General features: G+C 69.6%; 20 protein-coding genes. 10 read left to right on the forward strand and 10 right to left on the reverse strand.

Going from position 1 to position 20,399, the window contains the following annotated elements; all coding sequences use genetic code 11:
* Nucleotides 1-24 precede the first annotated feature (24 nt).
* The 3 genes from AC1Q6V_RS11210 to AC1Q6V_RS11220 are packed head-to-tail and all read right to left on the reverse strand — an operon-like array spanning nt 25 to nt 2,806.
* Nucleotides 25-822, reverse strand: a complete 798-nt coding sequence (locus AC1Q6V_RS11210; RefSeq protein WP_010810911.1) for an ABC transporter permease — start codon at nt 820-822, stop codon at nt 25-27.
* 12 nt (nt 823-834) lie between these two features.
* Nucleotides 835-1,671, reverse strand: a complete 837-nt coding sequence (locus AC1Q6V_RS11215; RefSeq protein WP_010810912.1) for an ABC transporter permease — start codon at nt 1,669-1,671, stop codon at nt 835-837.
* Between the two features lie 4 nt (nt 1,672-1,675).
* Entirely contained in the window at nt 1,676-2,806 is a 1,131-nt protein-coding gene (locus AC1Q6V_RS11220) for an ABC transporter substrate-binding protein (RefSeq protein WP_058697307.1), read from the reverse strand.
* A gap of 215 nt (nt 2,807-3,021) precedes the next feature.
* Here AC1Q6V_RS11220 and soxC point away from each other — a divergent pair, with 215 nt between their 5' ends.
* The 7 genes from soxC (at nt 3,022) to AC1Q6V_RS11255 (ending at nt 9,584) form a co-directional block, all read left to right on the forward strand.
* A complete protein-coding gene (soxC, locus tag AC1Q6V_RS11225) occupies nt 3,022-4,263 on the forward strand; it encodes a sulfite dehydrogenase (protein WP_011617724.1) in 1,242 nt (413 codons plus the stop codon).
* Nucleotides 4,250-4,837, forward strand: a complete 588-nt coding sequence (locus AC1Q6V_RS11230) for a c-type cytochrome (protein ID WP_454751042.1) — start codon at nt 4,250-4,252, stop codon at nt 4,835-4,837. Before soxC ends, AC1Q6V_RS11230 begins: the two co-directional genes overlap by 14 nt.
* A gap of 151 nt (nt 4,838-4,988) precedes the next feature.
* A complete protein-coding gene (locus tag AC1Q6V_RS11235) occupies nt 4,989-5,918 on the forward strand; it encodes a TauD/TfdA dioxygenase family protein (RefSeq protein WP_010810916.1) in 930 nt (309 codons plus the stop codon).
* Nucleotides 5,919-5,998: 80 nt separating this feature from the next.
* Nucleotides 5,999-7,009, forward strand: a complete 1,011-nt coding sequence (locus AC1Q6V_RS11240) for an ABC transporter substrate-binding protein (RefSeq protein ID WP_010810917.1) — start codon at nt 5,999-6,001, stop codon at nt 7,007-7,009.
* Between the two features lie 2 nt (nt 7,010-7,011).
* Nucleotides 7,012-7,848 (forward strand): ABC transporter ATP-binding protein, encoded by an 837-nt coding sequence (locus AC1Q6V_RS11245; protein WP_058697305.1) that lies wholly within the window; start codon nt 7,012-7,014, stop codon nt 7,846-7,848.
* Nucleotides 7,849-7,864: 16 nt separating this feature from the next.
* Entirely contained in the window at nt 7,865-8,746 is an 882-nt protein-coding gene (locus AC1Q6V_RS11250; RefSeq protein ID WP_454751043.1) for an ABC transporter permease, read from the forward strand.
* 67 nt (nt 8,747-8,813) lie between these two features.
* Nucleotides 8,814-9,584, forward strand: coding sequence for a class I SAM-dependent methyltransferase (locus tag AC1Q6V_RS11255; RefSeq protein ID WP_454751044.1), 771 nt, complete (start codon nt 8,814-8,816; stop codon nt 9,582-9,584).
* A gap of 2 nt (nt 9,585-9,586) precedes the next feature.
* On the opposite strand, the gene AC1Q6V_RS11260 is transcribed toward AC1Q6V_RS11255, so the two are convergent.
* On the reverse strand, nt 9,587-9,955 hold the full coding sequence (locus AC1Q6V_RS11260) for a helix-turn-helix domain-containing protein (RefSeq protein ID WP_454751045.1): 369 nt from the start codon (nt 9,953-9,955) through the stop codon (nt 9,587-9,589).
* 161 nt (nt 9,956-10,116) lie between these two features.
* Nucleotides 10,117-10,350, reverse strand: coding sequence for a hypothetical protein (locus tag AC1Q6V_RS11265; RefSeq protein WP_010810922.1), 234 nt, complete (start codon nt 10,348-10,350; stop codon nt 10,117-10,119).
* A 447-nt stretch (nt 10,351-10,797) separates the two neighbouring features.
* Here AC1Q6V_RS11265 and AC1Q6V_RS11270 point away from each other — a divergent pair, with 447 nt between their 5' ends.
* Both AC1Q6V_RS11270 and AC1Q6V_RS11275 read left to right on the forward strand, forming a co-directional pair.
* The gene (locus AC1Q6V_RS11270) at nt 10,798-11,547 is read left to right on the forward strand and encodes an IclR family transcriptional regulator (protein ID WP_011617719.1); all 750 of its coding nucleotides are present in this window, start codon (nt 10,798-10,800) and stop codon (nt 11,545-11,547) included.
* A gap of 212 nt (nt 11,548-11,759) precedes the next feature.
* Nucleotides 11,760-13,013 carry a GGDEF domain-containing protein gene (locus AC1Q6V_RS11275; protein WP_454751066.1) on the forward strand — a complete coding sequence of 418 codons (1,254 nt, stop codon included), beginning with the start codon at nt 11,760-11,762 and terminating at the stop codon, nt 13,011-13,013.
* A 5-nt stretch (nt 13,014-13,018) separates the two neighbouring features.
* Here AC1Q6V_RS11275 and AC1Q6V_RS11280 read toward each other — a convergent pair whose 3' ends face one another.
* Both AC1Q6V_RS11280 and AC1Q6V_RS11285 read right to left on the reverse strand, forming a co-directional pair.
* The gene (locus tag AC1Q6V_RS11280; protein WP_010810925.1) at nt 13,019-13,894 is read right to left on the reverse strand and encodes a citryl-CoA lyase; all 876 of its coding nucleotides are present in this window, start codon (nt 13,892-13,894) and stop codon (nt 13,019-13,021) included.
* Nucleotides 13,891-15,090, reverse strand: coding sequence for a CaiB/BaiF CoA transferase family protein (locus tag AC1Q6V_RS11285; protein WP_454751046.1), 1,200 nt, complete (start codon nt 15,088-15,090; stop codon nt 13,891-13,893). The genes AC1Q6V_RS11280 and AC1Q6V_RS11285 overlap by 4 nt, the downstream gene beginning before the upstream one ends.
* A 173-nt stretch (nt 15,091-15,263) precedes the next feature.
* Between AC1Q6V_RS11285 and AC1Q6V_RS11290 the strand changes: the two genes are divergently transcribed.
* The gene (locus tag AC1Q6V_RS11290) at nt 15,264-16,520 is read left to right on the forward strand and encodes an Hsp70 family protein (protein WP_439669373.1); all 1,257 of its coding nucleotides are present in this window, start codon (nt 15,264-15,266) and stop codon (nt 16,518-16,520) included.
* Nucleotides 16,521-16,563: 43 nt separating this feature from the next.
* Here the strand turns inward: AC1Q6V_RS11290 and AC1Q6V_RS11295 are convergent, their stop codons facing one another.
* From AC1Q6V_RS11295 to hpnD, 3 genes are read right to left on the reverse strand one after another with little or no spacing between them, the layout of a single operon-like run.
* Nucleotides 16,564-17,250, reverse strand: a complete 687-nt coding sequence (locus AC1Q6V_RS11295) for a phosphorylase (RefSeq protein WP_011617714.1) — start codon at nt 17,248-17,250, stop codon at nt 16,564-16,566.
* Nucleotides 17,247-19,265 (reverse strand): squalene--hopene cyclase, encoded by a 2,019-nt coding sequence (gene shc / locus AC1Q6V_RS11300; RefSeq protein WP_010810929.1) that lies wholly within the window; start codon nt 19,263-19,265, stop codon nt 17,247-17,249. The genes AC1Q6V_RS11295 and shc overlap by 4 nt, the downstream gene beginning before the upstream one ends.
* A gap of 59 nt (nt 19,266-19,324) precedes the next feature.
* Nucleotides 19,325-20,194 carry a presqualene diphosphate synthase HpnD gene (gene hpnD, locus AC1Q6V_RS11305; RefSeq protein ID WP_041688204.1) on the reverse strand — a complete coding sequence of 290 codons (870 nt, stop codon included), beginning with the start codon at nt 20,192-20,194 and terminating at the stop codon, nt 19,325-19,327.
* Between the last annotated feature and the right edge of the window lie 205 nt (nt 20,195-20,399).

Here is a 20,399-nt window from a genome sequence, read left to right on the forward strand (position 1 = left end):
CCGTTCAATAAGGTGCAGCGTGGCTCAGCCCGCTGCCACCGAGCGCCCGCGCCAGGCGAGCAGGCGCGATTCGATGCGGCTGGCAATCCAGTTCAGCGTGAAGCCGACCAGGCCGACCACGATCACGCCGAAGATCACCAGGTCCATCCAGAAGTTCTCGCGGCCGTCGGTCATGGTGTTGCCGATGCCCTTGCCGGATACCAGCAGGTACTCGGCGCCGAGCGTGGCCAGCCACGCATAGATCAGCCCCAGGTGGATGCCGGCGAAGATCGACGGCGCCGCCGACGGCAGCACCACGCGCCACAGCACCTGGGTGCGGTTGAATCGCAGGACGCGCGCAACCTCGAGCAGGTCCGCCGGCACGGCGCGGATGCCTTCGAAGGTGTTCAGCACCACCGGGAAGAATGCGGCCAGCGACAGGAACACCACCTTGGCGGCATCGCCGAGCCCGAACCAGACCGAGATCAGCGGGATCCATGCAAACAGCGAGATCTGCTTGACCGTGTGAAAGCTCGGACCGACCATGCGTTCGAACAGGCGCGACAGGCCCAGCGCCGTGCCGAACACCAGCCCGGCGCTGGCGCCGATGGCAAAGCCGGCCAGGTCGCGCCACAGGCTGGCGGCCAATGCCGTGGCCAGCGCGCCGCTCTGCACCTGGCGCACCGCGGTGTCCCAGACGCTGGATACCGGCACCAGCAGCGGCGAAGTGGTCCAGCCAAAGCGCACGGCGGCCCACCACAGCGCGAGCAGCGCGAGCGGCAGCACCCAGCCGCGCAAGGCGCGGTGCAGGCGAATACGGGGGCGGATAGCGGACGTGGTCATCGCGGCCTCGCCTCAGAAGCCCGGCTTGCGCCAGCGCAGCACCGCGCCTTCGGCCAGCGCCAGCGTCTTGTCCAGCGCAAAGCCCACCACGCCCACCACCACCACGGCGGCCAGCACCATGTCGAGCTGGAACAGCTGGCGCCCGTAGACGATCATGTAGCCCAGCCCCTCGGACGAGGCCAGCAGCTCCACCACCACCAGCGCCAGCCATGCGTGCGTAAGGCCGTAGCGCACGCCGTTCCACACCGGCGCGGCCGCGGCGGGCAGCACCACGCGCGACAGCGTCTGCCAGCGCGTGAGCTGCAGCACCCGCGCCACTTCCAGGTAGCGGGTCGGCACGCTGCCGATGCCCTTGTACGTGTTCAGCGCCACCGGCACGAAGGCGGCCTTGGCGATCAGGATCACCTTGAGCGCTTCGTCGATGCCGACCAGCAGCATCAGCAGCGGCAGCCAGCCCAGCACCGGCACCTGGCTGAACGCCTTGAAGGTCGGGTAGACGTAGTCGCGCAACGTCGGCGACAGGCCCATGGCCGCGCCCAGTGCCAGGCCGCCGGCCAGCCCCACGGCGAAGCCGCCGGCCACGCGCAGCGCGCTGATGGCCAGGTTGGCCTGCAGTTCCCCGCTTTGCCAGAGGTCGGCCAGCGTGCGTGCGACGTCTTCGGGTGCGGGCAGCACCTGCGGCGGAATCCAGGCATTGCGGGCGGCCACGTACCAGACCAGCAGCAGCGCCAGCGGCACCGGCCAGGCCAGCAGCCAGCGTGTGGCATCCTGCCAGCGCAGTGGCTTGCGTGAGGAAGGCGCGCGCGGTGCTGCTGCGGCGGGCAGTGAAAGCGATTCGGCGACGGACATGGTGTCAGGCTCCCAGGATCTTGCCGTTGGGCTGGTAGACGGGCCAGTAGCTCTGCAGGCTCAGGTCGTTGAGTGCGGCCTTCAGGAAGCGCTGGTCGATCCACTGGTCCACGTCAAAGCGCGTACGGCTCAGTTTGAAGCGATAGGCCTGCTCGACCGCATCCTTGTAGCGGCTGACCAGGAAGGGATCGAAATTCGGGTTCAGCCGCACCCGCAGCGGCTCGCCGTCGAAGTCCTCCTTCCAGTGGTCATAAGGCGTACCCGCGCGCGCCCAGGTGCGCAGCACCTCCTCGCGATGGCTCTCGTCCGAGGCCCACCGCGCCGCCTCGACCGCGGCCTTCACCAGGTGCTGCGTGGCTTCCGGATAGCGCCCGGCGAAATCGTCGCTCACCAGTACGTGGCTTTGCCGTGTGTAGATCGGCGACTGGTTCTTGCTGGAGTACAGGATGCGCACCGCGCCCTTGTCGCGCAGGCGCAGGATGTCCATGGCGCCGATGGCGGCGTCGATGTCGCGCGTGGACAGCGCCGCCAGGTAGCCGGCCGTGTCCAGGTTCAGCAGGCGCAGGTCCTTGTCCGACAGCCCGTTCGCTTCCAGCAGGCGCAGCGCCGGCAGATGCATGTTGGTGCCCTTGAACAGCGACACGCGCTTGCCGCGCAGGTCGCTGACTGTCTTCAGCGGCGAATCGGGCGGCACCCCCACGTAGATGTTGGCGCGCACTCCAGTGGCCAGCACCAGCCGCGTCTTCAGGCCCGCGGAGCGCGCCACGATGGACGGCAGGTCGCCCTGCAGCGCGAAGTCGAGCTGGCGGTTGGCCAGCGCCTCGTTGACGGCGGGGCCGGCGCCCTTGAAGAAGAACCACTCCACGCGCGTGCCGGTCGGCTTGAACGATTCCTCGAGCCAGCCGCGCGCATGGGCAATCGCCAGCGAACTGCCGGCAAAGCCGGGCGGGGTGCCGGTGGCGGGCTGGGCCACGCCGACGCGGATCACGTCGGGCCGCGCGGCCGGGCTGGCGCTGAACGCGGACAGCGGCGACAGCGACGCGGCCATGCCCAGCCCGGACCAGGCCGCGCAGCGCAGCAGCTCGCGGCGGGTCAGCGTGGGTGCAGCGGTGGCATCTGGGCGCGGGGTCGTCATCGTGCAGACCTTCTTGAAGTGGAGGACGGCTCCACGATAAGCGGCGCTGCGCGCGGACCTGAACGAATGATTCCGGCTTTGGTTATCGGCCCCGCGCATATGGCGCGCAGCGCGGCGTTGGCATATCGGCATGCATTCTTCTTCGTTGGCCGAGTGCCGGTGCTGTCCTACAGTCTGCGCATTTTGATCGCTACCAGACTGACCACGCCCTCACGATGAGCAATGACCTGACTTCCGGCCGCCGGCGCTTCCTGCAGCGCGGGGCGGTGCTGGGCGCCGCCGCGGCCGGCGCCGCCACTGCGGCGCGCGCTGAGCCCCTGACGGTTGCGCCGTGGACGCGCACGCCGGGCGAGCCCGTGCTGTGGCATGCCTACGGCCAGCCGTCCCCGTTCGAGAAAGACGTGGTGCGGCGCAGCCGCAGCGCGGCGCCGCTTCCCGGCGCCAACTCGTCGATGACGCCGCTGCAGGACCTGCGCGGCATCATCACGCCGACCGGGCTGGTGTTCGAGCGCCATCACGCCGGCATCCCGCTGATCGACCCGGCGCAGCACCGGCTGGCGGTGCACGGGCTGGTGGCGCGCCCGCGCATCTTCACCATGGACGACCTGGTGCGCCTGCCGTCGGTATCGCGCATCCATTTCCTGGAGTGCTCGGGCAACACCGGACGCGAGTGGAAGGCGCCCGGCGCCAAGTCCGTGCAGATCAGCCACGGCCTGCTGTCTTGCTGTGAGTGGACCGGCGTGCCGTTGTCCGTGGTGCTCGATGAAGTCGGCGTGGCGCCGGATGCGGCCTGGGTGCTGGCCGAAGGCGCCGATGGCGCAGCCATGACGCGCAGCGTGCCGCTGGCCAAGGCGCTGGAAGATGCAATGCTGGTCTATGCGCAGAACGGCGAGATGCTGCGGCCCGAGCATGGCTATCCGCTGCGGCTGTTCCTGCCGGGCTATGAGGGCAACATGTCCATCAAGTGGCTGCGGCGCCTGAAGCTGGGGCGCGCGCCGTTCATGTCGCGCGAAGAGACGTCGAAGTACACGGACTCCTTGCCCGACGGCAGCGCGCGGCAGTTCACCTTCCTGATGGACGTGAAGTCCGTGATTACCTTCCCCGCGCCGGATCACAGACTGCGTGAGCGCGGGTTCTATGAGATCTCGGGCCTGGCGTGGTCGGGCCATGGGCGCATCCGCCGCGTCGAGGTGTCGGTCGACGGTGGCCGCAGCTGGCGCGAGGCGCAGTTGCAGGAGCCGGTGCTGGACCGCGCGCTGGTGCGCTTCCGCCTGCCGTGGCGCTGGGATGGCGGGCCAGCTTCGCTGGAGAGCCGCGCCATCGACGAAGCCGGCAACGTCCAGCCCACGCCGGACCAGCTGGTGGCCGCGCGCGGCGTGGCTTCCACCTATCACTACAACGCGATCCAGCGCTGGCGCGTGGCCGCGGACGGGAGTATTGCCAATGCGCGCGCTTGAACGAATCAGTGGCGCCGCCGCCGTGCTGGCGCTGGCTTGCGCGGCCCAACCGGTCCTTGCGCAGGCCTACGGCATAGGCCGCCCCGCCAGCGAGCGCGACCTTGCCGCGTGGAATATCGACGTGACCCCGGACGGCACGGGCCTGCCGCCGGGCAGCGGCACGGTCGCGCGTGGCCAGCAGGTCTATGCGCAGCACTGTGCCGCATGTCACGGCGTCAATGGCGAAGGCAAGCCGGCCGATGCGCTGGTGGGCGGGCAGGGCACGCTGAAGGACGCCGCCAGGGGCAAGGACCCGGTCAAGACCATCGGCAGCTTCTGGCCTTATGCGACCACGGTATTCGACTTCATCAACCGTGCCATGCCCTACAACGCGCCGCAGAGCCTGGCACCGGACGAGGTCTATGCCGTCACCGCGTGGCTGCTGCACAAGAACGGCATCCTGCCCGCGGATGCGGTGCTGGACGCGCGCACGCTGCCGCAGGTGAAGATGCCGAACCGCGATGGCTTTGTCGCCGACGCGCGCCCGGATACGGCCAACGTGCCGTGCCGCAGCGCTTGCCCCGGCAAGCCCTGATGGCTGGCAAATGGCGAGACATGGATATGCGATAAGCGGATAAGGGCCAGCAATATGATTCGTTGACGGTGCAATGGCCGGCTCTCTACAGTGCAAGCTTGTACGCGGCATCCCGGATGCCGCATCGGTTTCCCCCGTGCCAGAGCTTGCCATGACGACCGCAACCGCCCACGCCAGTGTTTCGCGCCAGCAGAGCGCGCCGCTTTCCACCGCATTGTCAGCAGACGCGGGCAACTTCGAGATCCGTCCGCTGGACGCGCCGCTGGGCGCGGAAGTGATCGGGCTCGACTTGTCGCAGCCGCTGTCCGACGCGGATGTTGTCCGCATCCATCGCGCCCACCTCGACTACCACGTGGTGGTGTTCCGCGACCAGCAGATCACGCCCGCGCAGCAGATCGATTTCAGCCGCCGCTTCGGGCCGTTGCAGATCCACGTGCTGCACCAGTTCCAGCTGCCGGGCCATGCGGAAGTGCTGGTGGTGTCCAACGTGGTCGAGAACGGCAAGCCGATCGGGCTCGGCGATGCCGGCCACTTCTGGCATTCGGACCTGTCGTACAAGGAAAAGCCCAGCCTCGGTTCGCTGCTGCATGCGCGCGAGCTGCCCGCCGAAGGCGGCGACACGCTGTTCGCCAACATGCATCTGGCCTGGGACACGCTGCCGTCGGCGCTGCAACGCGCCGTCGATGGCCTGCACGCCGAGCACACCTACCTGGCGCGCTATGCCGAGCTGCAGCAGCGCAGCCCGTGGCGGCCCGACCTGACGCCGGAGCAGATCGCGCAGGTCAGGCCGGTGCTGCAGCCGGTGGTGCGCACCCATCCGGAGACGGGGCGCAAGGCGCTCTTTGTCAGCGAGCACTTCACCACCCGCATCGTCGGCCTGCCCGAGCAGGAAAGCCGCGACCTGCTGGACCAGTTGTTCGCGCACAGCGTCAAGCCCGCCCACATCTACCGCCACCAGTGGCAGCCACATGACCTGGTGTTCTGGGACAACCGCTCGCTGCTGCATCTTGCCGCGGGCTGTCCGCCGGAACAGCGGCGCGTGATGTACCGCACCACCATCGAAGGCGACGTGCCGCGCTGAAGGCGGCAACGGTGTCGCAAGTCATCCCAGGGCGCTCGCAGCGGCGAGCGCCAATCCACTGTATTCCCCGGAGTTCTGTCATGTTTTCTCGTTTTTCCCGCAAGCTCGGCCTGCTGGCGCTGAGCGCCGGCCTGGCCATCACCGGCAACGCGCACGCCGAAGGCAAGCTGCGCATCGCCGAGCAGTTTGGCGTGGTCTACCTGCTGCTCAACGTGGCGCGCGACCAGCAGCTGATTGAAAAGCACGGCAAGCAGCAGGGTGTCGACATCAAGGTCGAATGGACGCAACTGTCGGGCGGCGCCGCGGTCAATGACGCGCTGCTGTCCGGTGCCATCGATATCGCCGGCGCCGGCGTGGGCCCGCTGCTGACGCTGTGGGACCGCACCCACGGCAAGCAGAACGTGCGGGGCGTGGCATCGCTGGGCAACTTCCCGTACTACCTGGTCAGCAACAACCCCAAGGTGAAGTCGATTGCCGACTTCACCGAGAAGGACCGCATCGCGCTGCCGGCGGTGGGCGTTTCGGTGCAGTCGCGCGTGCTGCAACTGGCTGCGGCCAGGCAATGGGGCGACAAGGAATACAACCGCCTCGACAAGTGGACCGTGGCGGTGCCGCACCCGGATGCCGCCGCGGCGATCATTTCCGGCGGCACCGAGATCACCGGCCACTTCGGCAATCCGCCGTTCCAGGAGCAGGAACTGGCGGGCAACCCCAACGCGCGTATCGTGCTGAATTCGTATGACGTGCTGGGCGGTCCGAGTTCTTCCACGGTGCTGTACGCGACCGAGAAGTTCCGCAGCGACAACCCCAAGACCTATCGCGCCTTCGTCGATGCGCTGGCCGAGGCCGCGGCCTTTGCCACCGCCAATCCGGAAGCGGCCGCCGACATCTACCTGCGGCAGAGCAAGGCCAAAACCGACCGCGCGCTGCTGCTGCGCGTGCTGAAGAATCCGCAGGTGCAGTTCCGCGTGGCGCCGCAGAACACCTTTGCGCTGGCCGCTTTCATGCACCGCGTTGGCGCGATCCGCAACCAGCCCAAGTCCTGGCAGGACTACTTCTTCCAGGACCCGGTCACCGCGCAGGGGAGCTGAGCATGGCCACCCATAACCTGCGCGTGGTGTCGGAGCGCGCCACGCCGTTGCTGCAGGTCGATGGCGTGTCGCTGGAATACCGGACGCCCGAGCGCATCGTGCGCGCCACCCATCGTGTCAGCTTCGACGTGCATGCCGGCGACCGCTTCGTGCTGCTGGGCCCGTCCGGCTGCGGCAAGTCCACGCTGCTGAAGGCGGTTGCCGGGTTCGTTCCGCCCAGCGAGGGCGAGATCCGGCTTGAAGGCCGGCGTGTGCTGCAGCCCGGCCCGGACCGCATCGTGGTGTTCCAGGAGTTCGACCAGCTGCCGCCGTGGCAGACGGTGGCGCAGAACGTGATGTTCCCGCTGCGGCAGGCGCGCAAGCTGTCGCGGGCGGAGGCGCGCGAGCTGGCGCTGGACAGCCTGGACAAGGTGGGGCTGGCCGGTTTTGCCGATGCCTATCCGCATACGCTGTCGGGCGGCATGAAGCAGCGCGTGGCGATCGCGCGCGCGCTGGCGATGCGCCCCAAGGTGCTGCTGATGGACGAGCCCTTTGCCGCGCTGGACGCGCTCACGCGCCGGCGCATGCAGGAAGAGCTGCTGGCGCTGTGGGACGACGCGGGCTTCACGCTGCTGTTTGTCACGCATTCGATCGAAGAGGCGCTGGTGGTGGGCAGCCGCATCCTGCTGCTGTCGCCGCACCCGGGCCGCGTGCGCGCGGAACTCAACAGCCACCAGTTCAGCCTGGCCAGCCAGGGCGGCGCCGAATTCCAGGCCGCCGCGCAACGCATCCATACCTTGCTGTTCGACGAGCCCGCCGCCGAGGCCGCGCCGCGTGCGCGCAGCGCGGCGGGCCGCTGAACCGGGACATCGCATCATGACGCAACCGACACTGACATTGGCCGACACGCTTCGGCCCGAATACGAACGCGAGCCTGAACCCTTCACCGAAGCCCCGCTTGCGCGCGCGCTGCCGTGGCACCAGCGCCTGTGGCAACACGGCTGGCTGCGCAAGGCGGTGATCCTGCTGGCGCTGGGGCTGATCTGGGAGCTGGTGGCGCGCGTACAGGACAACGACCTGCTGCTGCCGTCATGCCTGGCCACGATGCGCGCCTTCGGCGACGCGGTGGCCAGCGGCGAGCTGCCGGGCAAGGCGGCGATTTCGCTGTCGGTGCTGCTGCGCGGCTATGCGGCCGGCATCGTGCTGGCGTTCGTGCTGACCTCGCTGGCGGTGTCCACGCGCTTCGGGCGCGATGTGCTGGACACGCTCACCGCCATGTTCAACCCGCTGCCGGCGATCGCGCTGTTGCCGCTGGCGCTGCTGTGGTTCGGGCTGGGCACCAAAAGCCTGGTCTTCGTGCTGGTCCATTCGGTGCTGTGGCCGCTGGCGCTGAACATGTACGCGGGCTTCCGGGCGGTGCCGCCGACGCTGCGCATGGCGGGCCGCAACTACGGCCTGCGCGGGCTGCGCTATGTCGCGCTGGTGCTGGTGCCGGCGGCGCTGCCGGCGATCCTGTCGGGCCTGAAGATCGGCTGGGCCTTTGCGTGGCGCACGCTGATCGCGGCCGAGCTGGTGTTCGGCGCGTCGTCGGGGCAGGGCGGGCTGGGCTGGTTTATCTTCCAGAACCGCAATGAGCTCTACACCGACCGCGTTTTTGCAGGGCTGGCCGCGGTGATCCTGATCGGGCTGCTGGTGGAGGGACTGGTGTTCACCACGCTGGAACGGCTGACGGTGCGCCGCTGGGGCATGCAGCACTAGCCGCCCGCTTGCCCCGTGCCGGCATGGGGCGTAGGCTACGCCTCCGGTACGCAACCGGAGCTCGCCCATGACCGCCATCCACCAGGCCGCCGCACAGGGATTCGCCAGCCAGGCCGATACCTACGCGCGCGGACGCCCCGAATATCCCGCTGAAATCGACGCCTGGCTGCGCGGCACGCTGGGCCTGCGCGCCGGCCGCACCGTGCTGGACCTGGGCGCTGGCACCGGCAAGTTCACGCGCCGGCTGGCGGAGACCGGCACGACGGTGATCGCAGTCGAACCGGTGGCGCAGATGCGCGCTCAGCTGGCCGTGGCGCTGCCGTCGGTACAGGCGCTGGAAGGCAGTGCCGAGGCCATTCCGCTGGCCGATGCCAGCGTCGATGCCGTGGTCTGCGCGCAGGCCTTCCACTGGTTTGCCAATGCGGGCGCGATGGCGGAAATCGGCCGCGTGCTGCGCCCTGGCGGCCGGCTCGGGTTGGTATGGAACGTGCGCGATGAAAGCGTGGACTGGGTGGCGCAGCTGACAGCCATCATGACGCCGTATGAAGGCGACGCGCCGCGTTTCTACAGGGGTGACTGGAAGCGGGTCTTTCCCGCCGAGGGCTTTGGGCCGCTGGCGCTGCAGTGCCAGCCCTACGCGCATGTGGGGGCGCCGCAGCAGGTGATCGTGGACCGGGTGATGTCGGTGAGCTTCATTGCCGCGCTGCCGGCGGCGGAGCAGGCCCGCGTGCGCGCACGGCTGCAGGCGGTCATCGACGGGCATCCCGCGCTGGCGGGCCGTGCCGAGGTTGCCTTCCCTTATCGCACCGAGGCCTATTGCTGCGAACGGCTGGCCTGACGCTACATCGTCGCCTGCCGCACCCAGAATGCGGCGCCGTAGCGCGCAATGGCGCCGGGCTCGGCTTCCCGGGCCGCCGCGGCAGGCTGGCTGGCACGGATGCCCGCCTCGATCTGATCCCAGATGGCCAGCATGGCGACGACCTTGGGCAGTGCGGTCACGCCCATGGATGTCGGCAGCCAGTCCGGGCTGCAAGTGCTGAACAGCGGTTTGCCGAGCGCGGCCTCGAGGCCGCGGATGTGGTAGTACAGCCTTTGCGGATGGATGCGCAGCGCTTGCGCGGCGCGGACGGCATCACGGTGCTGCATCACTGCGACATAGGCGCGCAACGACAGGAAGCTGACGCGCCGGTTGCTGGATGGGTAAGCCATGGCTGGGCCGTGGCCGGGGCATGCTTGGCAGTTGACTGAAAGCACGGTGCCCGGCGAATCGAAAGGAAATCGATCGTAGCGGGACGCAGGCAGGCTGGAGGGTGCGGTTTTCCGAAATGATCCGGGGAAATTTCTGCAATGTGGGGTGGCGTGCGCCGGGCTCAGTGCATTGGCAAATGGCCGATCGCGGTCAGTGCCTGCACCACCTCGGGCGACAGGCGGCGTTCCCTGCATGGCACGCCCGCGGTCTCGAGCGTGGTCCACAGGTCTGCGTCGCCGGTGACGATACGCTGCCGCAGGTGGGCCAGGTATGTGTACTCCGCGGAAGTCAGCGGGCGCGGGGCACTACGCAGGTCATCCAGGATGGCGCCAAGCGAGAGAGCGGGAACGGTCATACCAGGGTCGGGAAAAGCACGGCGGTGAGACATTGCAGCGAGGGTACGGAAAGCAGCGCAGGGATTGCGCGAAGGTCAGCAACACATGATTTTATCCACCCCGTGCAGCGGCTGCTGAATCAAAAGCAGGTAACTTTCCCTCTAATTCCGCTTGCAAAGCCGGGAGTGGCGAGTACGCGCAAGCAATGTGGCGCATGCGGTAGCCGAGGGGGCGGCGAAGACGCTTTGGCAGCGGCCCGGGCGGCGGCAGAGGCCGGCCACGGTGTTGCAGAAAAACGCCAGCGCGCCGGGCGGATACGTGGACGCATGCGGCATCTGTTGCGCGAGCTCGCCGCACGTGTGCCGGGTCATTGACACGGAGCAGGGCGGATTGACAAGCCGGGGTGCGTTCTATACGTTGGCGCATCGTTCCGTCATCCGGTCCAGCCAGGATCGCCGCCGTCCGCCATGCCACGCAAAGCCGCACAGGTTTCAGAAGCCGACAAGCACGCCGCCGCGGGCGGCGCCATCGCCGTGGACCGGGCGCTGTTCGTGCTGTCGGTGTTCCGTCTCGGCGATACCGCGCTGGGGCTGGCCGAGCTGGCGCAACGCAGCGGCCTGTACAAGAGCACGCTGCTGCGCTTGCTGGCCTCGCTTGAGCACGCCGGGCTGGTGCGGCGCCAGTCCGACGGGCGCTATGGCCTGGGCCCCGAGGTGGCGCGGCTCAATGCCGTCTACGCCGCGTCGTTCTCATTGGAGGCGGTGGTGATGCCGGCGCTGCGCGAGCTGGTGCGCATCACGCGTGAAAGCGCGGCCTTCCATGTCGAGCAGGGCGAGCACCGGCTGTGCCTGTACCGCGTCGATTCGCCGCAGCCGGTGCGAGACCATGTCCGCGCCGGCGAACTGCTGCCGCGCGACCGGGGCGCCGGCGCGCGCGTGCTGCGCGCCTTTGCCGGCGAGTCCGGCACGCTCTACGAGCGCATCCGGCACGAGGGCGTGGCGGCACTGGTGGGCGACCGCAGCCCCGATCTTGCCGGGGTGTCGGCGCCGGTATTCGGTCCCGGCGATGTGCTGTGCGGCGCGCTGACGCTGACCTGCCCGGCCTCGCGCTACCGTGAAGACTTCCGCGTCGATGTGCTGCATGCGGCGCGCGCGCTGACCCAGGCGCTGGGCGGCACCTTTCCGGACAGCATTGCGGACAATGCCTCCGCGGGCTGAGCCGCCGGGCTTGCGTGTGCAGCCGGCCCGACCCGGCTTGTCGGGGGTGCCACGCGCCTGCATGCGCGGGCTATCATGCGGCTGGCATTGAAAACAACGCATGTCACATTTTGTGAAAACAAGTGCGAGAGATGCCTGCGTCGCGCCCCTGTGGCCTGATGCCCGCCGCTCGATATGACGGCGCGGCAGACGGCATCCTTGAGGAAATCCCCGTGCACCTGGACCAGCAGACCATTGCGGTGGTGATGATGGTGTTTTTTTGCAGCACGCTGATTATTGCGGCGGGGCTGGTGTTCGCGCTGCGCGCGAGCGAGGCGGGGCGGCTGTGGGCGTTCGGGCACGTACTGGTGTCGGCCGCGGGCCTGGCGCTGGCCATCAGCGCGGCCAGCGGCACCGGCCAGCTGGGCACGCTGGGAGCGTTGGCGTTCGTGGCTGGCTGGTTGCTGATCTACCGCGGCGTGCGGGTCTATTACGGCGTGCCGGCCCATCCCGCGGCGCTGGCCGCCGCGGGCGTGATCGGGCTTGGCCTGATCGCGGCCACCAGCGGCATGCCCGACGGGCAGCAGGTGGTGCTGCGCATCGTCTACGGCCTGCTGGCGCTGGTCTCGCTGGCCACCTTTGCCACGCTGGCGCGTGCCGGGCGTGGGCGCCGCAGCATCGGCGCGCCGCTGGTGCTGGTGGCCAGCCTGGTGCATCTGGCCACGCAGCTGGCCGGCTTCAGCCATGCCATGAACCTGCCCGTGGCGGGCGGTGCGGGCGCCGCGCCGCTGACGCTGTTCTTTGCCGGCCCGGCCGGCTCGGCCTGGCTGCTGGCGCCGCTGATGGCCACGCTGCTGGGCCTGTTCGGCTTCACCGTGATGGCGATGGAGCAGATCGTCGCGCACAACGAAAGCGGCGCGCGCGTGGATGCCCTGACCGGGCTGCTCAACCGCGGGGCGCTGGAGATGTCGGCACTGTCGCTGGTGGCGCGCTGGCAGCGCGACGGGCAGGCGCTGTCCTGCCTGGTGATCGACATCGATTATTTCAAGCAGGTCAACGATACCTTCGGCCATCACGCTGGCGACGCCGTGCTGCGCGAAGTCGCGCATGCGCTGGACAACTCGCGCCGCGCCTCGGACGTGGCCGGGCGCTACGGTGGCGAAGAGTTCTGCATCCTGTGCCCGCATACCGACGAGCAGCAGGCCTCGGCGCTGGCCAACCGTATCCTGCGCAAGGTGCGCGCGATTGAACTGCCCGCCGGGCGCGGCCATGCCAGCGTCAGCATTGGCGTGGCGCAGCTGCGCGGCGGCCCGGGCAGCAAGGAAGCGCTGTGGCGCCTGTTGTTTGCCGATGCCGACCGCGCCCTCTACCACGCCAAGGAACATGGGCGCGACCGCTATGTGCTGGCCTCGTCCATGGCGGCGCCGGCGGCCGCGAGCGCATCGCCCGCGCCGCTGCTGGAGCCAGAGCCCGACCTGGCCGGCTGACCCGGTTATGCCTGCCGGCCAGGCTCCGGCACGTCGCGCTGCGGCGTACCGTCATAGGTCCACAGGAACTGGCGCGGCATCGGGCCCTTGTTGCGCCCGCCCTCGCAGGTCTGCTCCCAGGCATGCGCCAGGATGCCGACCGAGCGCGACAGGCAGAACAGCCCCCGCGCCAGCGGTGCGGCAAAGCCCAGCTCGGCATAGATCACCGCGGTGGCGCCATCGATATTCATCGGGATGGGCTTGCCGCGGCCGGCACCCAGCGCCGCCTCGACCGCGCGCGCGATCCCCGCGTAGCGCCCGCTGACCACGCCATCGGCCGCGGCCTGGTCGACCAGCGCCAGCAGCCGTGGCGCACGCGGGTCGACCGGGTGGAAACGGTGGCCAAAGCCGGCAATGAACTTGCCGTGCAGGTCGCGGTAGTGCCGCAGCGCGGCGGTGACGGCGTCGTCCATGGCGCCGCCCGCATCGAGCCGCTGCGCCACGTCCTGGTACAGCGCCACCGCCTGTTCGCCGGCGCCGCCATGCACGTCGCCCAGCACGTTGACGGCGGAAGCCATGGCGTTGTTCAGCCCCACGCCGCAGGTGGCCGCCATGCGCGCGATGGCAATGCTGGGCGCCTGCGGGCCGTGGTCGACCGCGGCCATCAGCGCCGCGTCCAGCAGCTCGCCCTGCCCGGGGCCGGGCAGCTCGCCGCGCAGCATCAGCCAGATCATCTGCGCAAACGAGACCCGGCCGATCAGTTGTTCGATCGGGTAGCCGCGGTAGCGGATCTCGCCCGGGCGCATGTCGATGATGCCGGTGCGCCACCAGTCCTGCGACAGGCGCTGGCCCGGGTCCATGGCGTCATCCCGGGGCTGGCCGCTGGTTTCGATGCCGCTCATATCGCGCGCTCCTCGCTCAGTTGGTCGATGTCCGCATCGCTGTAGCCCAGGCTGGCCAGCACCTGCCGCGTATGCTGGCCCAGCTCCGGCGGCGGCGTGTCCACGGCCGGGGCCTCGCAGTTGAGCTTGAAGCCGGTGCGCACCACGCGGATATCGCGGCCCACGCCGGGCGCATCGGCAAACTCGCCGATCATGCCGCGCTCGCGCACCTGCGAATGCGCCAGCGTCTGTGGCACGTCCAGCACCGGGCCGGCGGGCACGCCGGCCTCGGTCAGCAGCGGCCACCATTCGGTGGCCGGCTTCTTCGCCAGCTCTGCTTCCAGCGCCTGTGTCAGTTCGCCCCGGTTGGCCAGCCGCGCCTGGCGCTGCGCGAAGCGCGGATCGGCGGCCAGCTCGGGGCGGCCCAGCACGCGGCACACGGCTTCAAACTGTTCCTGCTTGTTGGCGGCGATATTGAGCAGCCCGTCCGCGGTGCGGAAAGTGCCGGAAGGGCTGGCGGTCATGTTCTCGTTGCCCATCGGCGCCGGCACCTTGCCGGCGATCAGGTGGTTGGACACCACCCAGCCCATGGTGGCCAGCGTGGCTTCCAGCATCGATACGTCGACGAAATAGCCTTCGGTGCGCTGGTGGTCCGCCAGCGCCGCCGATACCGCCAGCGCCGCGGTCAGCCCGCCGATGGTGTCCGAGACCGGATAGCCGACCCGCAACGGTGCGCTCTGCGCATCGCCGGTAATGCTCATCACGCCGGCCATGCCCTGGATGATCTGGTCATAGGCCGGCAGCCCGGCCAGCGGCCCGTCCTGGCCAAAGCCCGAGATCGCGCAGTAGATCAGGCGCGGGTTGTCCTGCTTCAGGGTCTCGTAGCCCAGCCCGAGCCGGTCCATCACGCCGGGGCGGAAGTTCTCCACCAGCACGTCGGCGCTTTGCACCAGCTTGCGGAACACCTCCTTGCCGCGCGCGTGCTTCAGGTTGAGCGTGACCGACTGCTTGCCTGGGTTCTGGGCCAGGAACGACACGCCCATCAGGCGCTGGTTCAACTCGGCATCGGCGCCCAGCTGCCGGGCCAGGTCGCCGGTGCCGGGGGTTTCCACCTTGATGACTTCGGCGCCCAGGTGGGCAAGCTGGTGGCAGCAGAACGGCCCGGCCAGCACATTGGTCAGGTCGAGCACGCGGATATGGCGCAGTGGCTTTTTCATGTTCTGTACAACAGAATGATGATCTTTAACAGAGAACATGCGGAGGATAGGAGCCGCGTTTGGGCGTGTCAAGCCGGGCGCCTGGCCGGCACCTGCCATACAATGGCGCCCCGTCCGCGCGGCCCGCTGGCGCGCGGGCCTTTTTTAGTGGTGTCTTGCAGGAAACGGAATCAATGATGTCAAACGCATGCGGCCTGGACTTCGGCACGTCCAACTCAACGGTCGGCTGGAGCCATCCGGCGCGGCCGGCGGCGCTGCTGCCGCTGGAGGACGGCAAGGTGACGTTGCCCTCGGTGATCTTCTTCCACGCGGAGGATCCGCTGGTCAGCTATGGCCGCGCCGCGCTGGGCGATTACCTGGCCGGCTATGAAGGCCGGCTGATGCGTTCGCTCAAGAGCCTGCTTGGCACCTCGATGATGGACGACAGCACCGAGGTGATGGGCCAGGCGATGCCGTTCCGCAAGCTGCTGGCGCACTTCATCCGCGAGCTGAAGACGCGTGCCGAGCAGGCCGCCGGCGCGGAATTCTCGCGTGCGGTGCTGGGCCGCCCGGTGTTCTTCATCGACGAGAACCCGGCCGCCGACCAGATCGCCGAAGACACCCTGGCCGAGATCGCGCGCGACGCGGGTTTCGGCGAGATCGCGTTCCAGTACGAGCCGATCGCCGCGGCCTTCGACTATGAGGCCCGGATCACGCGTGAGGAACTGGTGCTGGTGGCCGACATCGGCGGCGGCACCTCGGACTTCTCGCTGGTGCGCCTGTCGCCCGAGCGCGCCGCGCGCAGCGACCGGCGCGACGACATCCTGGCCAATGGCGGCGTGCATATCGGCGGCACTGATTTCGACCGCGCGCTCAGCCTGGCGCGCGCAATGCCGCTGCTGGGCCTGGGCAGCGCGCTGCGCAACGGCAAGGCGATGCCTTCCAGCCAGTATTTCGACCTGGCCAGCTGGCACACCATCAACCTGGTCTATACGCGCAAGGCGTGGTCGATGGTGATGGACAACTACCGCGACGCGGCCGATACGGTGAAGCTCGACCGCCTGGTGCGGCTGATCCGCGAGCGCGCCGGGCACTGGCTGGCGATCCAGGTGGAAGCCGCCAAGATCGCCTTGTCCGACGCCGGCAGCACCGACGTGGACCTGCACCGGCTGGAGCAGGGGCTGACGCTGACCATCATGCGCGACGAGTTCGATGCGTCGATCGACAAGCTGGTGGTGAAGACCGAGCAGACCGTGCAGAAGCTGCTGGTGGAAGCCGGCGTCGATGGCGCCGCGGTCGATACCATCTTTTTCACCGGCGGCTCCAGCAGCGTGCCGCTGCTGCGGCAGCGGCTGGCGGCGCTGTTGCCGCAAGCGCGTTGCGTGGAAGGGGACCGGTTCGGCAGCATCGGCAGCGGGCTGGCGCTGGATGCGGTGAGGAAGTTTGGGTGAGGGGCAGGCTGGCGTCTGAGCAGCCCAGCGGCCAGCTCAGACGTCAGCCGGCCTGCGTCCGCATATCGCGCAAGCCGTATTCATCCCCCAGCGCCAGCCGTGCCGCCCGCAGCGCGCCGCGCGCGGCCGCCGCATCGCCCGCCAGCCGCATCAGCGCCGGCAGTTCCCACGGCGCGCGCAAGAGCCCGCCCAGCACCGCGCCGACATCCGTCTTGCCGTCTTCACCCATGCCTGCCGCCGCGGCAGCCGGAACCGCGCGGCTGGCCGGGTCGATCACCACGCGGCAGGCCGCGAACGGCAGCCGGCAAGCCGCCGCCATGCGCGCGGCGAGGTGCGATTCCATGTCGACGCAGAGCGCCCCCGTGGCCCGGTGCAGCATCTGCTTGGCGGCAACCGAAAGCACCGGCTGGTCCGCGCCGGCAAGTATCCCGACCCTGGCATGCGGCAGCGCCGCGTGCATCGCCCGGGTCCAGGTCATGTCGGTGTCGTAGCGTTCGCCGGCCGCGCATACCGAGTCCGCCAGCACGAGGGCGCCCGGCGCCAGCGCGGGATCCAGCCCGCCCGCCACGCCAAAGCTGAGGATGCCCATGCAATGCCGGCTTGCCATCGCGGAAACGCCTTGTTCCAGTGCAAGTCCGCGCAGGCCGTGCACCACGCGGCAATGCGGACCGGCGGCGGTGCGCGCCTCGAACGCCATGCCGGTGACGACCAGCACGAACGGTGCCGTCACAGCCCCCACGACACCTGGTGCGCGCCGCCGCGCTGCAGGTTGCGGTAGCGCGCCAGCGCCCACAGCGGGAAGTAGCGTGCATAGCCGTGATAGCGCAGGTAGAACACGCGCGGAAAGCCCACGGCGGTGAAGCGCGGCTCATGCCACAGGCCGCCGGATTGCTGCGTGCGCAGCAGGTAGTCGATGCCGCGCGCCACCGCGGCATGCTGCGCGGCGCCGGCTGCCATCAGCGCCAGCAGCGCCCACGCGGTCTGCGAGGCCACGCTCGGCGCGGGCTCGTAGCCGCGGTAGTCGAGCCGGTAGCTGCTGCCGTCCTCGCCCCAGCCGCCGTCGGCGTTCTGGATCTGCTCGAGCCACGCCACGGCGCGGCGCATCTCGGGGGCTTCCGGTGTCAGGCCCGTTGCGTTCAGCGCGCACAGCGCGCTCCAGGTGCCATAGATATAGTTGGTGCCCCAGCGGCCAAACCAGCTGCCGTCGGGCATCTGCTCGGCCAGCAGGTAGCGCAGGGCGCGCGCGGCGGGCTCGCTCTTGCCCGGCGTGGCGCCGATCTGGCACAGCATCGACAGGCAGCGCGCGGATACGTCCGCGGTGGGCGGGTCCAGCAGCGCGCCATGGTCGGCAAAGGGGATGTTGTTCAGGTAGAGATGCGTGTTCTCGGGCTCGAACGCGCCCCAGCCGCCGTCGCCGCCCTGCATGCCGACGATCCACTCGGCGGCGCGCGCCACGGCTTCGTCATAGCGGCCCGGCACATCGTGCGCGCGCATGTAGCGGTTCATCGCGGCGGCCACCACGGCGGTGTCGTCCACGTCCGGGTAATAGGCATTGGCGTACTGGAAGGCCCAGCCGCCGGGGCGCACCAGGGGGCGGCGCACGGCCCAGTCGCCGCGCACGTCCAGCACTTGCAGCGGCCTGAGCCAGTCCAGGCCGCGCCCGGCCGCGGCCGTCGCGCGCGCCTCGCCGGCTTCCAGCAGCGCGTGCGCGGCCAGCGCGGTATCCCACACCGGCGACAGGCAGGGCTGGCAATAGGCTTCGTCGCCGTGCTCGACCAGCAGCCGCTCGACGGATTGCCGCGCCAGCGCGCGTGCCGGATCGTCGGGCGGCACGCCCAGCACGTCGAACATCATCACGCTGTTGGCCATTGCCGGGAAGATGGCGCCCAGGCCGTCCTCGCCGTTGAGCCGCTCGCGCACGAAGGCCTGCGCCGCGGCAATGGCGCGCCGGCGCAGCGTGCGCGGGACGAGCGGCTCGGCCACGCGCAGCAGCGCGTCCAGGCCGCGGAACACCGTGTACCAGCCGGCGTGCTGGTGCGCCGCGCGCGGCGGCAGCCCCACCGTATGGCAGTTGCCGACGAACAGCTCATTGATGCCGACCCCGCGCGGGTTGCGCGCCTGCGGGCGCAGGCTGTTCAGCACCAGCAGCGGCACGATCACCGTGCGCGCCCAGTACGAGACCTTGGACAGGTGGAACGGAAACCACTGCGGCAGCAGCATGATCTCGACCGGCATCATCGGCACCGCCGACCATGGCATCACGCCGTACAGGGCCAGCAGCGTGCGCGTGAATACATTGCTGGCCTCGGCGCCGCCCAGCGCGTGGACGGCCCGGCGCGCGCGCTGCATATGCGCGGCCTGGGGGTCGTCGCCGGCCATCTTCAGCGCGAAATAGGCCTTTACGCTGGCGCTGACGTCGGAGCGGCCTTCATGGAACAGCGGCCAGCCGCCATCGGGATTCTGGATGCGGCGCAGGTAGCGGGCCAGGCGGGCTTCAAGCTCCAGGTCCGGGGCTTCGCCGAGGTAGTGCACCATCAGCACGTATTCGGCGGGAATGGTGGCGTCGGCTTCCAGTTCGTAGACCCAGTGGCCGTCGGGGCGCTGCTGGTGCAGCAGCGCGTCGATCGCGCGGCCGATGCCCTGGTCCAATGCCTGCGCGGCGTCGCGCGGCGCGGGGCTGTCCCCCGCGCTGGCCGGCGCGATCCGTGGCACTGCCGTGGCAAAGGCGGTCTCGTTCATCGACATGCAGACTCCTTGTGCCGGCGCACGGCGCGGCCGCGCCCGGCATGCATCGGGGGCAGCGCTCAGCCAATGGCGTGGCGCAGCAAGATCCAGAGCAATTGGGCGCGCGGCAGGCGCACGCGCTGGCGCGGCGCGCGCCAGCCCTGCGTGCGCAGCCGCGCCAGGATGCGGTGGTAGACCTCGGCCATGATGCGCGGCGAGCGCACCTGCCGCGACGGGCAGCGCGCCATGATGGCGTAGGCCTGGTCGTAGTGCGCCTGGGCCTCGCGCGCCACGGCCGCGCAGGCCTGGCCGACGGCGGGGTGGGCCACCACGGCCTGGGGCGTGTCCGCGCCGATGCCGGCCGCGGCCAGCGCTTCCGCCGGCAGGTAGAGCCGGCCGATGGCAGCGTCTTCGTCGATATCGCGCAGGATATTGGTCAGCTGCAGTGCGCGGCCCAGGTGGTGCGCGAGCGCGATGCCGCACGCTTCTTCCAGGCCGAACACGCGCACCGCCAGCCGGCCGACAGCGCTGGCGACGCGATCGCAATACAGGTCGAGGGTGGCCGCGTCGGGGGCGCGGATGTCCTGCACCACGTCCATGGTCATGCCGTCGATCACGGCGAGGAAATCCTGCTGCTGCAGGTCGAAGGCGCGGATCTGCGCGCTCAGCGGCTGCAGGGCGCGAGGCGGATTGCCGGTGTAGCAGGCGGCGATGTCGTGGCGCCAGGCATCGAGTGCGGCAAGGCGCTCGGCGCGCGGTGCGTTGCCGTCGGCGATGTCGTCGACCGCGCGGCAGAACGCATAGATCTCGAACATGGCCTGGCGCTGCGCTGGCGGCAGGATGCGCAGCGCGGCATGGAAGGAACTGCCGGCCGAGGCCGCCGGGCCCGCCTGGCTGCCATGGTCGGCGGCGACAGGGGTGTCTTGCGTTGCGATTTGAGTACCGGCCACGTAACTCCTCGACACGCTGCATACCGTCCCGCACTGATCGCGCAGCATCCGTGCGCGCCCACTGGCGGGAGGGCGGTTGTGGGTCGGCCGATTATAGCAATTTCACTCGTCGCAAGACTGCCGCAGCGGCGGCCCCGGTGCCGGCGCGCCAATAAAAAAAGCCCCGCGCCGGAGCTGCGGGGCTTTCCTTCCGGCCGGTCCGCTG

Source organism: Cupriavidus sp. GW823-FHT07B10 (assembly GCF_058794355.1).